The 20,375-nt window shown below is 39.0% G+C and carries 14 protein-coding genes, 1 pseudogene and 1 other annotated feature (1 of these 16 only partly in view); of the genes and pseudogenes, 5 read left to right on the forward strand and 10 right to left on the reverse strand.

Features of this window, described 5'->3' with window-relative positions; genetic code table 11:
- Positions 1-128 (forward strand) — a binding site (T-box leader); it begins 73 nt to the left of the window's first position.
- A gap of 60 nt (positions 129-188) precedes the next feature.
- Complete coding sequence (gene trpB, locus AMS59_RS14905; RefSeq protein ID WP_053484530.1) at positions 189-1,352, forward strand: tryptophan synthase subunit beta; 1,164 nt, start codon at positions 189-191, stop codon at positions 1,350-1,352.
- Positions 1,353-1,399: 47 nt separating this feature from the next.
- Here trpB and AMS59_RS14910 read toward each other — a convergent pair whose 3' ends face one another.
- The 3 genes from AMS59_RS14910 to AMS59_RS14920 form a co-directional block, all read right to left on the reverse strand.
- Positions 1,400-3,025, reverse strand: coding sequence for a long-chain fatty acid--CoA ligase (locus AMS59_RS14910; protein WP_053484531.1), 1,626 nt, complete (start codon positions 3,023-3,025; stop codon positions 1,400-1,402).
- Between the two features lie 522 nt (positions 3,026-3,547).
- Positions 3,548-4,501 carry an L-threonine 3-dehydrogenase gene (locus AMS59_RS14915; protein ID WP_053484532.1) on the reverse strand — a complete coding sequence of 318 codons (954 nt, stop codon included), beginning with the start codon at positions 4,499-4,501 and terminating at the stop codon, positions 3,548-3,550.
- Positions 4,502-4,854: 353 nt separating this feature from the next.
- Positions 4,855-6,525, reverse strand: coding sequence for a methyl-accepting chemotaxis protein (locus AMS59_RS14920; RefSeq protein WP_053484604.1), 1,671 nt, complete (start codon positions 6,523-6,525; stop codon positions 4,855-4,857).
- A gap of 491 nt (positions 6,526-7,016) precedes the next feature.
- Between AMS59_RS14920 and AMS59_RS14925 the strand changes: the two genes are divergently transcribed.
- Complete coding sequence (locus AMS59_RS14925) at positions 7,017-8,186, forward strand: FtsW/RodA/SpoVE family cell cycle protein (RefSeq protein ID WP_053484533.1); 1,170 nt, start codon at positions 7,017-7,019, stop codon at positions 8,184-8,186.
- A gap of 295 nt (positions 8,187-8,481) precedes the next feature.
- On the opposite strand, the gene AMS59_RS14930 is transcribed toward AMS59_RS14925, so the two are convergent.
- Genes AMS59_RS14930 through AMS59_RS14940 form a run of 3 tightly spaced genes read right to left on the reverse strand, consistent with a single transcriptional unit; the run spans position 8,482 to position 12,822 of the window.
- The gene (locus tag AMS59_RS14930) at positions 8,482-9,834 is read right to left on the reverse strand and encodes an aspartate aminotransferase family protein (protein WP_053484534.1); all 1,353 of its coding nucleotides are present in this window, start codon (positions 9,832-9,834) and stop codon (positions 8,482-8,484) included.
- Positions 9,835-9,858: 24 nt separating this feature from the next.
- Complete coding sequence (locus AMS59_RS14935) at positions 9,859-11,388, reverse strand: CoA-acylating methylmalonate-semialdehyde dehydrogenase (protein ID WP_053484535.1); 1,530 nt, start codon at positions 11,386-11,388, stop codon at positions 9,859-9,861.
- Positions 11,389-11,406: 18 nt separating this feature from the next.
- A complete protein-coding gene (locus tag AMS59_RS14940; RefSeq protein WP_053484536.1) occupies positions 11,407-12,822 on the reverse strand; it encodes an amino acid permease in 1,416 nt (471 codons plus the stop codon).
- A 359-nt stretch (positions 12,823-13,181) separates the two neighbouring features.
- On the opposite strand from AMS59_RS14940, the gene AMS59_RS14945 reads away from it, so the two are divergent.
- Complete coding sequence (locus AMS59_RS14945) at positions 13,182-14,750, forward strand: PucR family transcriptional regulator (protein ID WP_053484537.1); 1,569 nt, start codon at positions 13,182-13,184, stop codon at positions 14,748-14,750.
- A 107-nt stretch (positions 14,751-14,857) separates the two neighbouring features.
- On the opposite strand, the gene AMS59_RS14950 is transcribed toward AMS59_RS14945, so the two are convergent.
- Together AMS59_RS14950 and AMS59_RS14955 are read right to left on the reverse strand one after the other, a co-directional pair.
- The gene (locus AMS59_RS14950) at positions 14,858-15,652 is read right to left on the reverse strand and encodes a carbon-nitrogen family hydrolase (protein ID WP_053484538.1); all 795 of its coding nucleotides are present in this window, start codon (positions 15,650-15,652) and stop codon (positions 14,858-14,860) included.
- Between the two features lie 82 nt (positions 15,653-15,734).
- On the reverse strand, positions 15,735-16,529 hold the full coding sequence (locus tag AMS59_RS14955) for a PhzF family phenazine biosynthesis protein (RefSeq protein ID WP_053484539.1): 795 nt from the start codon (positions 16,527-16,529) through the stop codon (positions 15,735-15,737).
- 131 nt (positions 16,530-16,660) lie between these two features.
- On the opposite strand from AMS59_RS14955, the pseudogene AMS59_RS14960 reads away from it, so the two are divergent.
- Both AMS59_RS14960 and AMS59_RS25315 read left to right on the forward strand, forming a co-directional pair.
- A pseudogene (locus tag AMS59_RS14960) lies at positions 16,661-16,903 on the forward strand (aminotransferase class I/II-fold pyridoxal phosphate-dependent enzyme); the annotation flags it as partial.
- A gap of 59 nt (positions 16,904-16,962) precedes the next feature.
- A complete protein-coding gene (locus AMS59_RS25315; RefSeq protein WP_156304677.1) occupies positions 16,963-17,196 on the forward strand; it encodes a hypothetical protein in 234 nt (77 codons plus the stop codon).
- Between the two features lie 248 nt (positions 17,197-17,444).
- Here AMS59_RS25315 and AMS59_RS14970 read toward each other — a convergent pair whose 3' ends face one another.
- Together AMS59_RS14970 and AMS59_RS14975 are read right to left on the reverse strand one after the other, a co-directional pair.
- Complete coding sequence (locus tag AMS59_RS14970; protein WP_199777766.1) at positions 17,445-18,644, reverse strand: glycine C-acetyltransferase; 1,200 nt, start codon at positions 18,642-18,644, stop codon at positions 17,445-17,447.
- A 58-nt stretch (positions 18,645-18,702) separates the two neighbouring features.
- A complete protein-coding gene (locus AMS59_RS14975; RefSeq protein WP_053484543.1) occupies positions 18,703-19,779 on the reverse strand; it encodes a nucleotide kinase in 1,077 nt (358 codons plus the stop codon).
- Positions 19,780-20,375: the final 596 nt, after the last annotated feature.

A 20,375-nucleotide genomic window follows, 5' to 3' on the forward strand; every position in this document is an offset into this window, starting at 1 on the left:
TACATACTTGTGAATGGACTTTGGAGCAGCCTCATCAAATGTGAGGACGAATTTATTCCCCGTTACCGGAGTACGAAAGCGCGCAATTTTTGCGAATGAAGGTGGCACCACGGTTACTCGTCCTTTTTACAGAAGGATTGAAGTGGCTTTTTTTTATGGAAAAATTAGAAAAGAGGAGTCGAGAAAAGATGAGTACAGTAGCAGAGAAAAAAGGATATTTCGGTGAATTTGGAGGTAGCTTTGTTCCTAATGAGCTTCAAAATGTATTAACTATTTTAGATGAAAACTTCCAAAATTATAAAGACGATGAAGACTTTAATAAAGAGCTAGATTATTATTTCCGTGAATATGTTGGGCGCAAATCTCCACTTTATTTTGCTGAAAATTTAACAAAACAATTAGGTGGCGCAAAAATTTATTTAAAGCGTGAAGATCTTAACCATACAGGTTCTCATAAAATTAACAACGTTCTAGGTCAGATTTTATTGGCAAAGCGCATGGGTGCTAATCGTATTATTGCCGAAACAGGTGCGGGTCAGCATGGTGTAGCAACAGCAACTGCTTGTGCAATGTTTGGGATGGATTGCACAATTTATATGGGCTTAGAGGATACAAAGCGTCAAGCATTAAACGTCTTCCGTATGGAGCTTCTTGGTGCAAAGGTAGTAGCAGTTGATAAAGGTCAAGGGCGACTAAAGGATGCAGTAGATGCAGCATTTGCTGATTTAGTAGAAAACTACGAGACAACTTTCTATTTACTAGGTTCTGCTGTTGGACCTCACCCATTCCCTTCAATGGTGAAGCATTTCCAATCAGTTATTAGCCGTGAAAGTCGCGAACAAATTTTAGAAAAAGAAGGAAAGCTACCAGCAGCAGTACTTGCTTGTGTCGGCGGCGGTAGTAATGCGATTGGTGCATTTGCAGAATATATTGCAGATGAAAATGTTCGCCTCATCGGTATTGAACCCGATAAGGCAGCAACATTAAATGAAGGAACACCGGGTGAATTACACGGCTTCAAATGTTTAGTCCTGCAAGATGCAGAGGGCAATCCATTACCAACCTATTCGATTGCCGCTGGATTAGATTATCCTGGAGCTGGTCCAGAGCATAGCTATTTAAAAACAATTGGTCGTGGAGAATATGTAACGGTGACGAATGAAGAGGTGCTTGAAGCATTCCAAGTGCTGTCAAAAGTTGAAGGAATTATTCCTGCACTTGAAAGCTCGCACGCAGTTGCTCATGCACTAAAGCTTGCGCCAACATTGTCTCCGGAAGAAAGCATTATTATCAATATCTCTGGCCGCGGAGACAAAGACGTGGAACAAGTATTTCAAATGTTAAATAAATGATGAAAAAATGAAAGAGCGACTTCCCTTAATGGAAATCGCTCTTTTAACTATACGAATGAACTTAATTTCGGATAAATTTCTGCCACATTATCGCGAAGCTTAGCTTTCAGGAATTTCCCAACCGATGTTTTTGGAATTTCATCTAAAAATACCACATCATCCGGCACCCACCATTTTGCAAATTGATTTTCTAAAAACGCAAGAAGCTCCGAGTCGGTTGCTGACTTTCCTTCCTTCAATACAACGCATGCTAGCGGACGTTCTTGCCATTTGGCATGCGGAATTGCGATAACCGCGGCTTCCAAAACAGCATCATGCGTCATTAACGCATTTTCTAAATCAACTGAGGAGATCCACTCCCCGCCTGATTTAATTAAATCTTTTGTACGATCTGATATTTTAATAAAGCCATCCTCTGATCGCACCGCAATGTCCCCTGTATATAACCAGCCATCACGATAGGCATCATTTGTACGTTCATCATTATAGTACTCGTGTGAAATCCATGGACCTCTTAAGCGTAATTCACCCATTGTCTCTCCATCCCAAGGTACTTCTCCATTATCATTAATAATACTCGATTCAATACCGGCCATCGTCATCCCTTGCATAGCTCGCGATTCAATTTTCTTTTCAATTGGCCAGTCATCCATCCAAGACATATAATTCGATAACGCTACAATCGGTGTTGTTTCAGTCATGCCATATACGACTATATATGGAATGCCATATTGCTCTTCAAATGTACGAATAAGTCGAGTAGGTGAAGCAGAGCCACCACAACAAATAGCTCGTAGCGAACTTATATCTCGCTCACGCTTCTCCTGTTCCTGCAACGCACCGATCCAAATTGTCGGTACTCCAGCTGTTAATGTAATCTTCTCCTGCTCCACTAAATCCAAAATAATTGCCGATGTAAATTGTGGACCTGGCAGTACTTGTGTCGCACCCACATTGACACTTGCAAACGGTAGACCCCATGCATTTGCATGAAACATCGGTACAATTGGCATCACGACATCACGCTCGGAAATGCCCATTGAATCAGACATACTCAGCATCATACTGTGTAACACTAGACCTCGATGTGAATAAACAACACCCTTTGGATTTCCTGTTGTAGCACTTGTATAGCACATGCCAGCAGGCTCCTCTTCCCCTATATCCTCTGGGAACTGATAGTTTTCATCTGCTGCTGCTAATAAATCCTCATATGATAATGCATTCGGTAATGTCGTTTCTGGTAAAGTATCCTCATCTGTCATAATAATATAATGTTTTACTGTCTTGAGCTCAGGCGCAATGTTTTCAATAATTGGTAGCAAGTCCACATCAATTATTAAAATCTCATCTTCTGCATGATTAATAATATAAATTAAATGCTCTTCTGATAAACGTATATTCACCATGTGCAAAATGGCGCCAGAACATGGTACCGCAAAATAAGCCTCTAAGTGGCGATGCTGATTCCAGGCAAAGGAGCCAATCTTCATTCCTCTTGTCATCCCCAGCTTTGTGAGCGCATCTGCTAAGCGACGTGTCCTTTTCGCCCATTCCCCATATGTTAAACGATGAATCTTCTGCGGGCTCGTCCTTGAAACAATAGTCTTTCTAGCAAAATAGCTTTCTGCTCTTTTAAAAAAGCTTGTTAATACTAACGGCGTTTGCATCATAAATACCATCCATCCTTTCGTCTTGTGAACTCCCTATCTTTGCCCTTGTGAAATATTAATAAAAAAATTAATCAAAAACTATTAATATTCTGAATATAATTATATTTAAAAACCATAAATTTAGCTATATATTCCAATAATTTTCTTTTTATTGTAAACTTTTTCTAGAATAACTCATTCACATAACGTGGAGTTGATTTCCGTTCCGACCGGGCGCTTTCCTGGGGGCGTCCAGTCTCCACTCCAATCAACTTATTTGCACGGAATATATTTCAAAATGACACCTTAACCTTCCGATGATGAACCAGAATATATTAGAAAATCCACTTGTATGGTCCATCACCATAACGTGGGTTGACTTCCGTTCCGACTAGGCGCTTTGTTGTTGCTGTCGCTACGCTTTCGCACAGAGCTTCCTGGCAGTTGGAACGAAGATCAAATGTCATTTCAAACTTGATTACCTGTCAAATAAAAAAAGACGAAGAAAACTAAATTCTTCGTCCGCTTTTTAGGTATTTTTATTTATGAACAGGCTTTCGTTTGTAGCTTGATTTTTAATTTTTCTAGCATATCAACTGTCATTTTTGCTAAGTCGTACTGTGCTTTAAAGCCCCATTCTTTCTGTGCCGCTTCTATATTTAAAGAATCTGGCCAACTATCTGCTATCGCTTGGCGTACTGGATCTACATTATAATCCATATGGAAATGTGGTAAATGCTTTTTAATTTCCGCCGCAATTTCAGATGGCTCGAAGCTCATTGCAGTGATATTAAAGGCATTGCGATGTATTAGTTTACTACTATCGGCTTCCATTAAATCTACAATAGCCTGCAATGCATCTGGCATGTACATCATGTCCATCTTCGTACCTTCTTGAATATAAGATGTGTACTTACCTTGCTCGATCGCCTCATAGAAGATCTCTACTGCATAGTCTGTCGTACCACCTCCTGGAGGAGTTACGTATGAAATTAACCCTGGGAAGCGTACACCGCGAGTATCTACACCAAAACGATTGAAATAATAATCACATAATAGCTCACCAGCAACTTTATTTACCCCATACATTGTTGTTGGACGCTGTAATGTATCCTGTGGCGTATTATCCTTCGGTGTCGATGGACCGAACGCTCCTATTGAGCTTGGCGTAAAAAATTGCAAGTTTAACTCACGCGAAACCTCCAACGCATTCATTAAACCACCCATATTTAAATTCCACGCCAGCAATGGATTTCTTTCTGCTGTCGCAGATAATAACGCCGCTAAATGCATCATTGTATCTGCACCAAAATCCTTCGCTAAATCATGCATTCTTTGTCCATCCGTCACGTCCAATACTTCAAATGGACCCTTAGAATGCTCAAGCTTCCGAATATCTGTCGCTAATATATTGTCCTCTCCATAAACACTACGAAGTTTTTCTACAAGCTCAGAACCTATTTGACCTAGTGCTCCTGTAACCATTATCTTTTTCATTTCTCCAAACCTCCACCTATGAACAATTGTACTTTTGGAATGTACAATAATATATAAACAAACATTGATTTAATAACACTTCCGATGAATTTCATTATAATTTGTTCACATTAAAAATACAACCACAATATTTTTAATTTTAAAAACAAGAACGTAAAATCCTTTATCATCAGTATATGAGACCTATAAAATATTGTGCTAACAAAACAAATAAAATACATATGTACTTCTCAAGAAGACACTTATTTATTTCCCCACATAGGCTCAGTAATAATTTTGTTCAATGAAATGATTCTTGCATCCACTAGCCAAAAAAAGAACCTTCTTTGTATACAAAGGAGATTCTATTTGTTCTAAATTGAGAAACGCTTTACGGCTATTTGTAAAACTTTTGATACCTTATGTAGCTCTCTAATATAATCATGGAATTGCTGCTGCTCGTTTAATTGATCGGCTGTTAAAGTAGCTACATGTTTAGTTGATGCTGCATTCGTATCTGAAAATGATGTTAACATCACCGCATCTTCACTAACCTTTTTCGTATGGTTGGCAATTTCTTGAACGGTTGCAGATACTTCCATTATATATGGCTTAATTGTATGTACTTTTTCTAAAATCTGATCAAAGCTTGTTGCTGTATCCCCTGTAACTTGCACACCCTTTTCAGTTGCAACTAACACACCCTCCATCATTTGCACAGCATAGTTAGAATCTAAATGAATGTTTTGTACAATGGACGTAATCGTTTGTGTTGAATGAACGGTTTGCTCCGCAAGCTTGCGAACTTCATTGGCCACAACCGCAAATCCTTTACCATGCTCCCCTGCTCTAGCAGCCTCAATAGATGCATTTAAAGCTAGGAGGTTTGTTTGCGCAGTAATTTTTTCAATCACCTCAACCATTTGATCGATTGTAGATGCTCTCTCAACAAGATTAAAAATGGCTGAATTCGATTGTTCAACTGCACGTTTAATAGCCTGTATTTGTGTTAAATTTGCCTGTACAATTTCCGTACCACTTCCTGCGTCACGTGCAGTTTTATGAGCAAAATTTTCTACAACCTGTACTTTTTCTAAAATTACTTGCACACCATTTAGCACTTCCTCTAGAGATGCTGTATTGGAAGCTAATTTTTGGGTAGAAGCAGCAGTTGAATCTGAAATGGACTGCACATCCTTTGCAATTTTGCGCGTCGTGTTAGACGATTGCTCGGAGGATTCTTCCAGTTTCCCTGTCATTTCTTCAACCTCATGTGCACTATTTGATACTGTATGAAGTAGTCTTTTCACCTCTGTTACCATTTGATTGTAAGACAATACTACCTCGCCAAGCTCATCCTGCGCCACATAGCTGGCATTCGCTGTGAAATCACCCTGCTCTGCCCGCTTTAATAATGACTTCAATTGACGTGTTGGTATATTCACAGCTTTTGTTGCTATAAATCCTATACAGATTACTAATAAAACAACAAATAAACATACTCCTCCTAATAGCCAATAACCAAATTGCACATCTTTCTGGTATGTCTGCTGCTGTTCCTCAGCTCTCTGAACCAAATAGCTTTGAGTTTCTTCTAATAATGAATGACTTTGCTTGCTTACAGGTAAATACGACTGAACATAAAATTGTTGTTGTTCATTTTGACCCAATTGCTTATAGCCATCAATCAATTCTACTTGCTGTGCTAGTAAAGTCTTAAATTTCTTCATCTGATAGTTCATCTTTTTATCAATCTCTAGACTTTCTAAATGATTGAAAGACTGCTCAGCATTTTTTAAAATGATAGTCATTTCTTGATAAGCTCCAGCTGAATCCACTAAATAATCTAATTGTCGTTGTGATTCCTCTAGTTGATTTAACCATCCGATCGGTACAAGTCCTTCTGTATAACTTTTACTTGCATGCCATGACATTTTCCGTAAATAATCAACACTAAAAATACCTAGCAACACGTTCGATAGTACACAAACAATCATCAGAACAAGTAACTTGTCCTTCACCATTATGTATCGAAAAAAATGCATCATCCTTGGCTCCTTCTCCAACTCTTACCAATAATGATAGTATGAAGATATAAAGCCAGTGTTATGTTTTTGTAAAGATTGTACGAAGAGTTGTGAAATTTATCCCATTACCCCTAATATAATAGGCGTATATCCTCCTCGGGGTAACGTGATATTAGTCCTCATAAAATACCTTCAGTAACGTGCAAATTCATCTACTCTTTCCCCGAGCTTCCGTACATAAATCAATCAAACGTCATCTTGGTAATCCTACGATTTCACTCATATCGCATCCAATGTAAAATTAACAAAATAGTAAAATTGGTTTATAATTTCTAATAATCATAATAATCATTCATCTTGCAACCTTCTACATTTCCAATCGTTGTCTATTAATAGTACCGTTTCCAATTGTTTTCTGTTGCGAAAGCGAAGCGGCAGCAACAAATGTTTTCTGTGCGAAAGCGAAGCGGCAGCAACAATTACGCTATTGATCAAAAGGGGGTGTTTGATTGTTACAGATCAATAAACTAGATAAAAGTTTAGTCATTAGCTTAGCATTGCTCGGTATCATTAGTTGTCTTTTTGTTCATTCCAGTAGTACGGTGTTTGAGCAGTATACAAGCTCGTTTATTAAAAAGCAGTTTTTTTATTACCTAATCGGATTTTTAATTATGTATGGAGTAGCAATGCTCGATATTGAGCAACTAAAAAAAATTGGCTGGCCATTTTATTGGGCGATGGTCTTATTAACATTTGGCTTATTTATTGCACCTGAAAGTATAGCCCGGACTGTAAACGAGGCAAAACGCTGGTACCAAATCCCTGTGTTAGGATCTATTCAGCCGTCAGAGTTTTTAAAGTTCGCGTTTTTAATCGTTGTCAGTAAGGTCATTGTTGCACATCGAGAGAAATATGAGCGCCCTACCTTTTTAACGGATATGCGGCTCCTCTTCATCATTGCTGTTATCACTATTCCACCTACGCTTGCTGTTTACAAGCAACCTGATACGGGCATGGTCTTGATTTATATGTCGATGATTGTACCGATGATTTTCTTTTCAGGTATACAAAGAAAATTGCTGATAATCTTTACAGCCATTCCCGTATCCATTCTCAGCGTTGTGGCTATTCTTTATGTAAAGTTTAATGATTTTTTCACAGATAAAATTTTAAATAAATTATCAGGACATCAAATTTCTCGAATTTATGGATGGTTGCAGCCTCATGAATATCCGGACTCATCTTTTCAAACTAGGCAGGGATTTTCAGCAATTGGTTCAGGACAGTTTACCGGAAAAGGTTACATGAAAAATGATGTCTATGTCGTGGAAAAGCATACAGATTTCATTTTTGCCAACATTGCTGAAGAGGTCGGGTTCATTGGAGCGGCATTTGTTATTACTCTTTTATTTTTTGTTATTTACCGTATTGTTCTCATTACAGTAGAAGCAAAGGATCCATTTATGACGCTGATGGGGGCAGGGATCGCTAGTTTATTAGCCTTCCAAATTACACAAAATATCGGTATGACAATTGGACTTTTACCTGTAACAGGTATGACATTGCCATTTTTAAGCTATGGCGGAAGTTCACTCATATCAAATTTCATGTTAATCGGCATTGTGATGATTATCTATAATTCTTATAACGGCTACATGTTTAAAACAACAAAAGAGTAGGTGAAGGTGTGTATGAACGATACTTTAAAAAAGAGAATTTTTATCTTCATTCAGTAGAAGATCCCTACCTTTGAAAGTGGTGAGCTGAATACGGATGTGGTTCCTTTTTAGCGAGCATCCAACACCTACTGAATGAAGATAAATCCTCCGGACGCAATTACGCCAAGGCGAAATTGATTATTATTCTTTCTAACAGGAGTTGTTTTGTTCATACTCATAGTTCGCCTCGCCTTTCTCATGCTATAAAACAATCAAAAAGCTGTCTCTTAATTTTGAACAAGAGACAGCTTTGGATTTAAATTTTATGAATACTATCAATGACAACTTTTATGATTGTATCAAGATCCTCTTGTACAATATTAAGTGGTGGAGATAATGTTAACACGTTATTAAAGCCTGCAACAGTAGCACCATTTTTACCTATAATAACACCCTGCTCTTTGCATGCGGCAATAACAGCATTTACTTTATCTACTGGTAAAGTTTCCTTCGACGTTTTATCTGAAACTAATTCGATGCCAATTAATAAACCTTTGCCTCGAACATCCCCAACATTCGGGTGATTACCCAATGCTTGCTGAAGTGCTTGCAAAGTAGCAGCTCCAACTTCACTAGATTTTTCGAATAATGCTTCTCGCTGAAGAATCTCAATATTTTTCAATGCGACCGCACATGCAACTGGTGATCCGCCAAATGTATTAACATGACGGAAATAACCGTACGCATCAGAGCCAGTAAATGCCTCATAAACTTCCCGTTTTACCGCTGTAGCTGATAATGGTAAATAGGCACTTGTTATCCCTTTTGCCATTGTAATAATATCTGGCTTTACACCGTAGTTCATGAATCCAAATGGCTTTCCTGTTCGACCGAAGCCACAAATTACTTCGTCTACAATCATTAAAGCCCCATGTTTTTTACACACTTCCTCAATGCCCCTTAAGTAGTTCTCCGAAGGCATAATGACGCCCCCACCTGTAATAATTGGCTCTAAAATCATTGCCGCTACTGTTTCACTTAGCTCCCATGTCATCGTCTTATCTACTGCCTTGACGCTTGCTAAATCTGTTGGGGCAAGTGTATCACTTTCATGTTCCCTATATTGATCAGGTGGTGCTACATGGATAAAGCCAGGAGATAATGGTTCATATTTATATTTTCGTTCCGCTTGCCCTGTCGCAGCCAATGCTCCAAAAGAACTTCCGTGATATGCACGGTAGCGAGAAATAATTTTATAACGAGAGCTTTCCCCTTTTTGTTGATGATACTGACGCGCAATTTTAAACGCAGTTTCGTTCGCCTCTGACCCACTATTAGAGAAGAAAATAACATAATCTCCACCGAGCATTTCATTAATCTTTTCAGCCAATTCAACTGCTGGTAAATGTCCCTGTGATAAAGGCGCATATGCGTTTTTCATCATTTGCTCATGTGCAACATCTGCTAATTCCTTACGTCCATAGCCTACATTTACACACCATAATCCCGCCATTGCATCGATGTATTCAACACCATCTGTATCAACAATCCTCGCACCATTTGATTTTTCTACTACATAGGTCGCTTGTGGATTGTAGGGTTTCATTGAATGCCAGACATATTGTTCATCTTTCTTTAAAATATCACTATTAAGATTTACTTGAACCATATCTATACACCCCTTTAAGTTTTTTCACTTATTCGCATCGTTATTGCTTGGGAACGCAAATGAACTTGTCGTATCCTCTGTTTCATCTGGCCAGCGTTCAGAAATCGTTTTTGCTTTCGTAAAGAATCGTGCTTGGTCTGGGCCAAACATATGCCCTTCTCCAAACTTAGATCGCTTCCATCCGCCAAAATTGTGATAGCCAACTGGAATTGGAATCGGTACATTAACGCCTACCATACCTACTTCAATTTCTTCTTGGAATTTACGCGCTGCCGAACCGCTGCTCGTAAACATCGTGACACCATTCCCAAGTTCATGGTCATTAATTAAATCAATCGATTCTTGTAAAGTTTCAACACCTACAACAATACGCGCAGGACCAAAAACCTCCTCTTTAAAAATAGTCATTTCTGGAGTTATATTATTTAACAATGTCGGGCCAAGATAGAAGCCTTTAGATGTTTCACATATTTTTGGATTTCGGCCGTCCGTTACAAGATTTGCTCCTTCCGCAATAGCACCATCGATATATCGAAGTATGGTATCTTTTGATTGCTGCGTAATGACTGGGCCAAAGTCTACTTCCTCATCTGTATATGGACCAACCTTTAATTTCAAGATTTTCTCCTTTACTATTTCTGTAAAGCGTTGTTCAGTATCTTTCCCAACGACGATCGCTCCTGAAATTGCCATACAACGCTGAGACGCTGCTCCATATGCTGCACCTAAAAAGGCATTAGCTGTTTGCTCTAGATTCGCATCTGGCATGACAATCATAAAGTTCTTCCCGCCACCAAACGCAGCGACACGCTTATTGTGCTTCGTCCCGGTTTGGTAAATATACTCCGCAACAGGTGTTGATCCAACAAATGAAATTGCTTGTATCTCTTTATTTTCTAGTAGTTCATTGACCGCCTCTTTATCGCCATTAACGACTGTCCAAATCCCATCTGGCAGTCCTGCCTCTTTCCATAACTTACTTAAAAATAATGCTGAGATTGGCACACGCTCAGACGGCTTTAAAATAACCGCATTTCCTACTGCAACCGCCATACTTGTAATCGCCAATGGCACCATAACAGGGAAATTAAATGGCGCAATTGTTGCAACAACTCCAAGTGGGGCTTTTGCAGAAAAGGCATTAATATCGCCGCCTACATTAACCGAATATTCCCCTTTCAGCATTTGCGGAGCACTTATTGCCATATCTACGGATTCAATGCCACGAACAATTTCGCCCTTAGCATCTTCCTTCGTTTTTCCACTTTCCTCACAAATCGCTTCAATAAGCTCATCCTGTCTTTCTACTAATAATTGACGGAAACGATGTAAAACCTCAACCCGTTTACCAATCGATGTTTTTTTCCATGCAGGGAAAGCTGCCTTAGCTTGCTGGATCGCCTGCTTCACCTCATCTCTAGTCGCTAACGGAACTTGCGCAATGACCTCTCCTGTTGTTGGATTATATACTTCCGAGTAACGACCACTAGTACCTGCTGTTTCAACACCATTGATAAAATGTGATAGCGTTCTCATTTTTTGCTGAACTGTCATAATTTCCCCACTCCTCATCTATTGTTGTTCAAAATCTAATTCTTCCTTTTGGAAAATAGAACTTGCTTCATCTACTGGGTCTGACGACTTTTTTCGTTGTGTAACTAAATAGAAAATCATCACGACTGCCACTACAACACATGTAAATAAAATTTGTGAGCGCATCGATTCAATAAAGAACATAGCGATCAGCAAAGCTGTAATAACCAATATTGTGAAATACGTTAAATATGGGAATAACCACATTTTCACTTTTAATAGCTCGGGGTTTTCTTTCTCCATTTTCCGTCGCATTTTTAATTGTGAAAAAGCAATGATTAAGTAAAGAATCAACGTGATTGCACTACATGAACTAAGTAAAAACATAAATACTTTATCTGGTGAAACATAGTTCATAATAACAGCAATATAAGAGAAGAATGTCGCTGTTAATATGGCATTAACAGGTGCTCCCTTTTTATTTAATTTCAAAAATGCTTTTGGGGCCTCCCCCTTCTCCGCTAAAGAAAATACCATTCGAGATGTAGCGTAAAGCGCGGAGTTTAAACACGATAAAACCGCAGTTAAGACAACAAAATTCATGATTTGTGCAGTTGCGGGAATGCCGATGTAATCCAATACTGCTACATAGGGACTTGTTAAAATATCTGAGGAATGCCAAGGTAATAATGTGACAACTACCGTTATCGATCCAACATAGAAAATCAAAATACGCCAAGTAATTGAATTTGTAGCTTTTGTCACCGCTGCTAACGGTTCGTCAGATTCCCCTGCTGCAATGGCAACAATCTCTGTGCCCATAAAGGAGAAAATAACAATGACAACACCCATCAAGACAGCACCAAAACCATTTGGTAAAAAGCCACCCTCACCGATTAAATTGGCAGTACCTACCGCATCAAAATTAGGTGCGATACCGAAAATAATAAATGCACCAAGTGCCAAAAAAGCTATAATACTTGTAACCTTAATAAGAGAGAACCAATATTCAAATTCACCAAAAGCTTTTACGGAAACAACATTTGTTAAAGTAAGTGCTACCGTTAATAAAAGACTTAGTAGCCATAAAGGAATCCCATCATACCAATATTGAATAATCGCAGCTGCTGCCGTTGCCTCTAAAGCAATGGCAACAACCCAGAAAAACCAATACAACCAGCCAATCATAAAACCAGCCCACGGACCAATTGCTTCATGTGCATAATGCGCAAAAGATCCACTTGTTGGATTGACAGCTGCCATTTCTCCAAGCATTCGCATGACAAGAATAACGATAATACCCGCAAATATATAAGATAAAATTGCGCCAGGGCCGGCTAAGTTAATCACTGAGCCACTCCCCATAAATAGACCCGCTCCGATAACCCCTGCAATAGCGATCATCGTCATATGCCTTTTCTTTAACCCTCTCTGTAAATGCGTCTGTTGCTCCATATCTGTTCACCTCTTTTAATCAATTATGCCTCGGCATAATTGCGTCCGGAATCGGCTTTGTACATGTACAAAGCACTCCTTTCCGATTTCCGTGACATCCGCCGGAGGCTTTTAACTTCTCTCAGCGGATGTTGGACACCCGCTGAAAGAAGTTAAATTGGATTACCGCTTACAAAAATTTTACCTGTTACATAGAAACGAAGTAATAGACAAACTGTAAAATTCTATACATTTGTTTTATACATAATGTAAAATAAACTAAAGATTCTTAAAATATTATATTTTCGTTTATTTAAGCAGAAATGATACATCAATAAGAAAACCAGAAGTTGGTCTATGTTAAAAGGAAGGTGGATAAAATGAGCCAATTTAAACTTCAAATGAAGGATGTATTAGAAAATACATACTTCCGAAGTGCTGAGGTCGTAGCTGGAGAGGATGGATTATTACGAATAGTAAAGTGGGCCCATGTCATTGAAATTATACAAGTAGATAATTTTCTAGCTGGCGATGAATTGGTTTTAACAACAGGGATAAGCCTTCAGCATAGCATAGAGGATTTTATATTTTTTGTAGAGTCTTTAATCCAAAAAAATTGTGCTGCATTGTGCATTGAATATGGGACTTCCATACAAACCATCCCAGAAGTGATTGTAGCTCTTGCTAACCGTCACAGCTTCCCTATTATCGTTTTTCATGACACGGTTCCTTTCGTCCGGATTACACAGGATTTACATAGTCAAATTATGAATCAACAATATTTAATGATCTCTACTTTAGAATCCTACTCTCAAACATTAAATAAAAATGCTCTATTAGGGCAAACCGCAGAAGAAATTTTACAAAATATGTATCATGAATTGAAGACACAAATTATCTTTTCTATTAAAGGTCGAGAGCCTATCTTTTCTCCAAATATGCCGCATAATAAGCGCCAACAACTAGTAACGATGAAAAAATCAGCACCCGTATTTAAAAATGAACCCATCTTTATTTTTGATCAACATTATGCAGATTTAACGCTTTATAGAGAGGATGGTCTATTCTCAGAATTTGAATTACTTATTCTAGACCGCACAGCTACTGCATTAGCACAGCTGTTAATGAGAGAATTTTATATTGAAGAGAAAAGGGACATTGAGGATGCCTCTATTTTAGCGGATTGGATCGATCAAAAACTATCGAAAGAGGAAATTTATAAATTTATCGTCACCTATCATTCTAACTATAAACTTTCTAGTGGGGCTGTTTTTATTTTAGCAACTCCTAATGCAATCTCTAAGGTACAAGAGGATATTATTTATAGTAAGCTCTACTATCGCAACCTTTTTGAGCAAAATGGATTTATACCATTTTTATTTGAAAGAAAAAGCTATGTCATTTTTATTTTGCTCCATACGAAGGATAGTAAATCGAGTCGCGAATTATTAAATACGTTAGTTTCTTCCGTTCAGAAAACTGATTTTTATAAAAAACAAATAGTCCAAAGTTATCAAATAGCCATTGGCAAAGTCGTTACAGCCGTAGAAGAAATACCAAAGAGCTATCAAACAGCCCTCGAAACATTGTATATTTGCAGTAAAGTACAAACAACATCTTATTTTTACGATGATTTACACCTGTATCACCTTATCTATAAATTACAGATGCAAGTCAATTTACAGGAAGTAATTCAAGATTATTTGCAGCCCGTCATTGAATACGACAAAAAATATAACAGTAAGCTACTAGAAACTCTCCAAGTATACTTGCAAACGAATGGCTCCAAACAGCAAACAGCAAAACAACTGTTTATCGTACGCCAAACACTCTACCATCGCTTAAAAAAGCTTGAAAGTCTCTTAGGGGAAAATTTCATGAAGGGACATAATCGAATTACACTTGAATTTATGTTGCTCGCTAATTCTTTGATTGAGGATAAAAATTAATTTCTTAGTTGTTGGCGGGTTTAGCGGCGATGTTCGCGGGTTTATCAGCGATGTTCACCTGTTAGCACGCTCAACATCGCTTCGCTCATTGAGCGTGCTATCAGATTTTAGTTTTCGCTAACGACTCCGCTATATAATCCAGGTCTGCGGTCGTCATAAACAGGAATTCGGTCTCGTACTTCATCGACAATCGAAAAGTCTACATCGATGACAGCTACTTCTTCGTCCTCTGCGCCAACCCACAGCACTTCGCCCCACGGTTGAATAATCATTGATTGACCATTGAAGTTTTCTACCTTTCTCGAAATACGATTAACAGCGATGACGAAGCATTGATTTTCAATGGCACGTGCTTGCAGCAATGTTTTCCAATGATCGATACGTGGTGTCGGCCATTGCGCCGGTACGAACAATACCTTTGCACCCTCTAAAGCGTGAGCACGTAGCCATTCAGGGAAGCGGATATCATAGCAAATCACACCTGCAGCCTCGATTTCTCCTAGGGCAAAGCGATTCATTTCATCCCCTGCTTCTAAATATAGATGCTCGTCCATCAAACGGAAAAGATGTGCCTTGTTATATTCACCTACTAACTCACCATTTTTATCAAATGTATACATCGTGTTGTAAAATTTATCGCCCTTTTTCGTTGAAACAGAGCCACCAACAATATGTATGCCAAGCTCTTTTGCTAGATTTGATAAAAATGCTTTCGAACGCTCTCCATCAACATCTGCAAGCTCAGGTAATTTTTCAAGTGCATAGCCTGTATTCCACATTTCTGGTAGTACGATCATTTCTGCACCTTGTTTTGCCGCTTCCCGAATTTTGTCCTCAGCGCGAGCAAAATTTTCTTCTACTTTGCCAAAGCCTACGTTTAATTGGATACAACCAATTTTCATTGCTATTCCTCCTCTAGACAGTACATTTCTATATTTTATACTACAATAAAACAACCTTACTTCCATGGATTTAGCTCAATATTTAGATTAACATTTCTCCACATAATACTCGAACTGCCGAACCCGCAATAGCAACATCTTTTATTTTTGGTGTAACGTACAATAATCCACCACGTTTTGAAAGCTGTTTGCTAACAATGCTTTCTTTTGATAATTTTGCACACCAGTAAGGTCCTAACGCACCATGAGTGGAACCATTTACATGGTCTTCATCAATGCCTTGTGCTGGAGAAAAAAATCTTGAGACAATATCAATCCCCTCATCCTTAGAACGACTTGTAATACAAACACCACGCACTGGGAACTGTTTCATCGCAGGAAAATTAGCTTTAAAATCTGCAATATACTCTTCGTGACTTAGCTCCACGATATAGTCCAATTCTGTTTTCCCTACATATACTGGTTTCATACCAAGCCATTCTTCAAGCTCCGCAGGACATTCAATCTCTTCTAACCGATACTTTTGAATTGTTATTTCAACTAGTTCATTCACCCAAATTGCTTGCAAAGGCCCACTTAAAGTTTGGAATGTAATGGAAGAGTTGACGGGTACAATGCCTTGTTTCCAGAGTAAAAAAGCACTAGCAATTGTTCCATGTCCACAAATCGGTATTTCCTTTGCTGGTGTAAACCATCTAAGATAAAAATCATTATCCTTCTTTTGGACAAAAGCTGTTGTTGGTACGGGTATCTCCCGAGCAATTTTCTGCATGGTCGACTCAGGTATTGCTGAATCAAGTAAACATACTGCTGCGGGATTTCCCTTGTAAAGCTCTGTAGTAAAAGCGTTAACGATAAAATATGAGACTTTGTTCAATTTTTCTCACCTCACTTACTTATTAGAAATGATTAGGTCTCTTTAAAAGGCTCTAGACAATTACTAAAAAAAGTAATATTATATGCAACATACCTTTAATAATTATTATATTCTGAAAAAGGTGGACGTGCATGGAATTCTCAAAAAAACTACAGCAACTCCCAACTCAATTTTTTGCAGCACTTGTGCAAAAAGTAAACGCTGCTCTAGCTGAAGGGCGTGATGTTATTAATCTTGGTCAAGGTAATCCAGACCAACCCACTCCTCCACACATTATTAAAGCATTACAGGAGGCAGCAGAAAACCCTCAAAATCATAAATACTCTGCATTTCGTGGCATAGCAGAATTACGCCAAGCAGCAGCAAGCTTCTTTCTTTCTTCAATCCTTCACTTCGGGGTAGCTTTCCGTCGTTCTGTCTTCTATCCGTCGCTTTGACTCTTCTTTCCATCACTCTGTTCGGGGCTATCCATGATTTTGGCTGTTCTATCCACGACTTTGACGATTCTATCCACGATTTCGGCTGCTCTATCCACGACTTTGACGATTCTATCCGTCGCTTTGACGTTTCTTTCCGTCACCTTGGCTCTTCTATCCGTCACTTTGGCCCTTCTATCCGTCGCTTCGCTGGTTCTTTCCGTCGTTCTGTCTTCTATCCGTCACTTTGACTCTTCTTTCCATCACTCTGTCGGGGCTATCCATGATTTTGACTGTTCTATCCACGACTTTGAGATTCTATCCACGATTTCGGCTGCTCTATCCACGACTTTGACGATTCTATCCACGATTTCAGCTGCTCTATCCACGACTTTGACGATTCTATCCGTCGCTTTGGCCCTTATATCCGTCACCTCGACCTTTCTATCCGTCTGAATCTAAAAAAGGGCTACCTCACAATTTGAGGTAGCCCAATTTCTTACTGAATAACGCCTAGTTCACGGCCAACTTTTTCATAGATTGCTAGAGCGTCGTCCAGCATTTCTTTTGTATGTGCCGCTGTAGGCATGTTGCGAACACGTCCTGTGCCTTTTGGAACCGTTGGGAAAACGATTGATTTAGCGTAGACACCCTCTTCAAATAGGCGACGTGAAAATTCCTGCGTAAGCTTTTCATCGCCAATAATACATGGTGTAATTGGCGTTTCCGATGCACCAATATTAAAGCCAAGCTTAGCAAGACCTGCTTTTAGATAATCGCCATTTTCCCACAGCTTATCATGAAGCTCAGTGGAGTCAATCAGCATTTGTACTGCCGCTGTAATAGCAGCTACATCACCTGGTGGTAATGCTGTTGAGAATAAAAATGGACGAGAACGTACTTTTAGCCAGTCAATTAAATTTTTCTTACCTGCTACATATCCACCAACAACACCAATTGCTTTTGAAAGTGTACCTATTTGGAAGTCGATTTCTTTTTCTAAACCGAAATGCTTCACAGTACCCTTTCCTTTACCTGTTACACCTGATCCGTGTGCATCATCGACGTATGTTATTAAATCAAACTCTTTCGCAATCTCAACGATTTCTGGTAATTTTGCAATATCACCGTCCATTGAGAATACGCCATCAGTAATGACCATGACTTTATTGTATAAGCCTGATTCTTTTGCTTCCTTTGCCTTTGCACGTAGATCGTCCATATCTGAGTGATTAAAGGCAATGATTTTCGCACGTGATAAACGACAGCCATCAATAATCGATGCATGGTTTAATTGGTCTGAAAGAATCGCATCATTTTTATCCATAACAGCTGAAATAGCTGCCATATTACAGTTAAAACCTGATTGGTAAGAGATAGCTGCTTCTGTTCCTTTAAATTCAGCGAGCTTTTCCTCCAATTTTACGTGTAAATCAAGTGTGCCGTTAATCGTACGGACTGCTCCAGCCCCCACACCGTATGTCTCAATTGTTTCTTTGGCAATACGCTTTAAATCTTCATTCGTTGCTAAACCAAGATAGTTGTTTGAGGATAGATTAATTAGATTTTTGCCACGTACCTGAATAATTGGGCCATTTGCTCCCTCTACTGGATCAATTTCATTGTATAAGCCTTGATCGTGTAAGGCTTTTAGGTTCTCATCTAAAAATGCATTCAATACTTTTGACAAGCGTATCATCCTTTCCTAGGAACACTATTCTAGTTCCTAGTGTAGCACAAGCATGCTATTAGAAAAATTACTTTGTTAATCTTTCGAATAGTGGGGCAGTTTTTTCTCGCCAAAGAGATGATGATACACAATTATCTATTAATCGACGGACAGTATACTCTGCTTCCGCATAACGCTTCGAATAACCCATTGCATCCTGCATTGCTTCTTTATATTTTGCCCGAATATCTTCAATTTGAACTTCTGCTTCCTGTGAAATTGCGCAATGTTTCCCTATATCGAAAATTTCATCCCCTAGTCTTCCGTCCTGTGGGTCAAAGATATGAGGCTCTGTACTATCAAAGATACAGAAATTCAATTCCGGGATAATAACCATATCAACAGAGTTTGAATCCAAGCCGCACCAAATAATTTGTACATCGAGCCCTCTCGTATTTGCTTCGTCTGCTAAACCTTTCATCAAAGAAGATTTACCTGTACCTGGCTTCCCTTTGATCATCAATCTTCGAGCTACATTTTTCGTTATGCTATCTACTGTATTTTCGGCCCCTCTCGGTGTTAATGTTCCGAGTAAGCGATGTGTGCGCATTCCTGTTTTATTTAAGACGATCGATTGGAAAACATCTGTTTTTAGATTTTCAACCTGGTCATTTAATGCCTGCCAGTTCATACAGCTCTGTGTGACTACTTCCCAATCATCATGGATCTTTATAGCACTATTCAGCTTCGAAATACACTTCTCACGCCATGACTCTCGTTCCGTCATTGCATCAGCGAGCTGTTCGCCAACCCTTTCAAGCTGGTTTTCTTCTAAGCAATCATAAAATGACAGCACCCGATGCTTTGTGCCAAGGAAAATCGGTTCAATCCCCCACCCCGATGACCATACAAATAGTCGATCACATCCTTGAACATACACCGCCTCAACAATATCCTCCAGCAAAGCATGCTTAAACCACTCTACCGCAAAGCCTTGCTTCACATAAAAATACCCAAGTTCTTTAAGAAGCTCTGATCCTTTAAATGTCGGTGCACCCTGCAAAATATAAACTAATTCAGCCTCATCCATCATTTCTTTATATAAATGTTTAACTCCCTGCCCAGTCAGTGCGTGTCCAAAATAATAGGTCACATTTCCGTTCAATAACGCTCCCCCTTTATCTTATGCCTTGCATTATATGAAGGAACCTTAAAAAAAATGAAGAGCTACTTTTATTTTTTACAAATAAAAGTAACTTCCTGTTGTTGAAAAACTATTGTGTCAATGAAATTAAGGTGTGGTATTAAATAAAGTATGACTCTTCGGCAAACGAGGGGTTGATTTCCGTTCCGACTAAGCACTTTCCTGGGGGCATCCGATGAGGCGCTTGGGCCAACAGATGTTTTTGTACGAAAGCGTAGCGGCAGCAACAGATGTTTTTTGTGCGAAAGCGTAGCGGCAGCAACAGATGTTTTTTGTGCGAAAGCGAAGCGACAGCAACAGATGTTTTTTGTGCGTAAGCGTAGCGGCAGCAACAGCACGATATTGGTCACGAATGCGTTATCACTTTACGTGATGTGATGCGATGCGATGAACACTGTAAATAAATAACATACACGGTATAATTGCGGCTCATCACCAAAATCCAGGGATGACAAAATCAATGACCTGTTTCCAAACGTGAACGGAGGAAAAGATGGGCATCATTTCGGTAGCCAAAACCACGTCTTTTGATGAGCTTAATTTTATTATTTGTGCCT

The organism is Lysinibacillus sp. FJAT-14745 (genome assembly GCF_001275675.1).
In the GTDB taxonomy this organism is placed as follows: Bacteria; Bacillota; Bacilli; order Bacillales_A; family Planococcaceae; genus Lysinibacillus.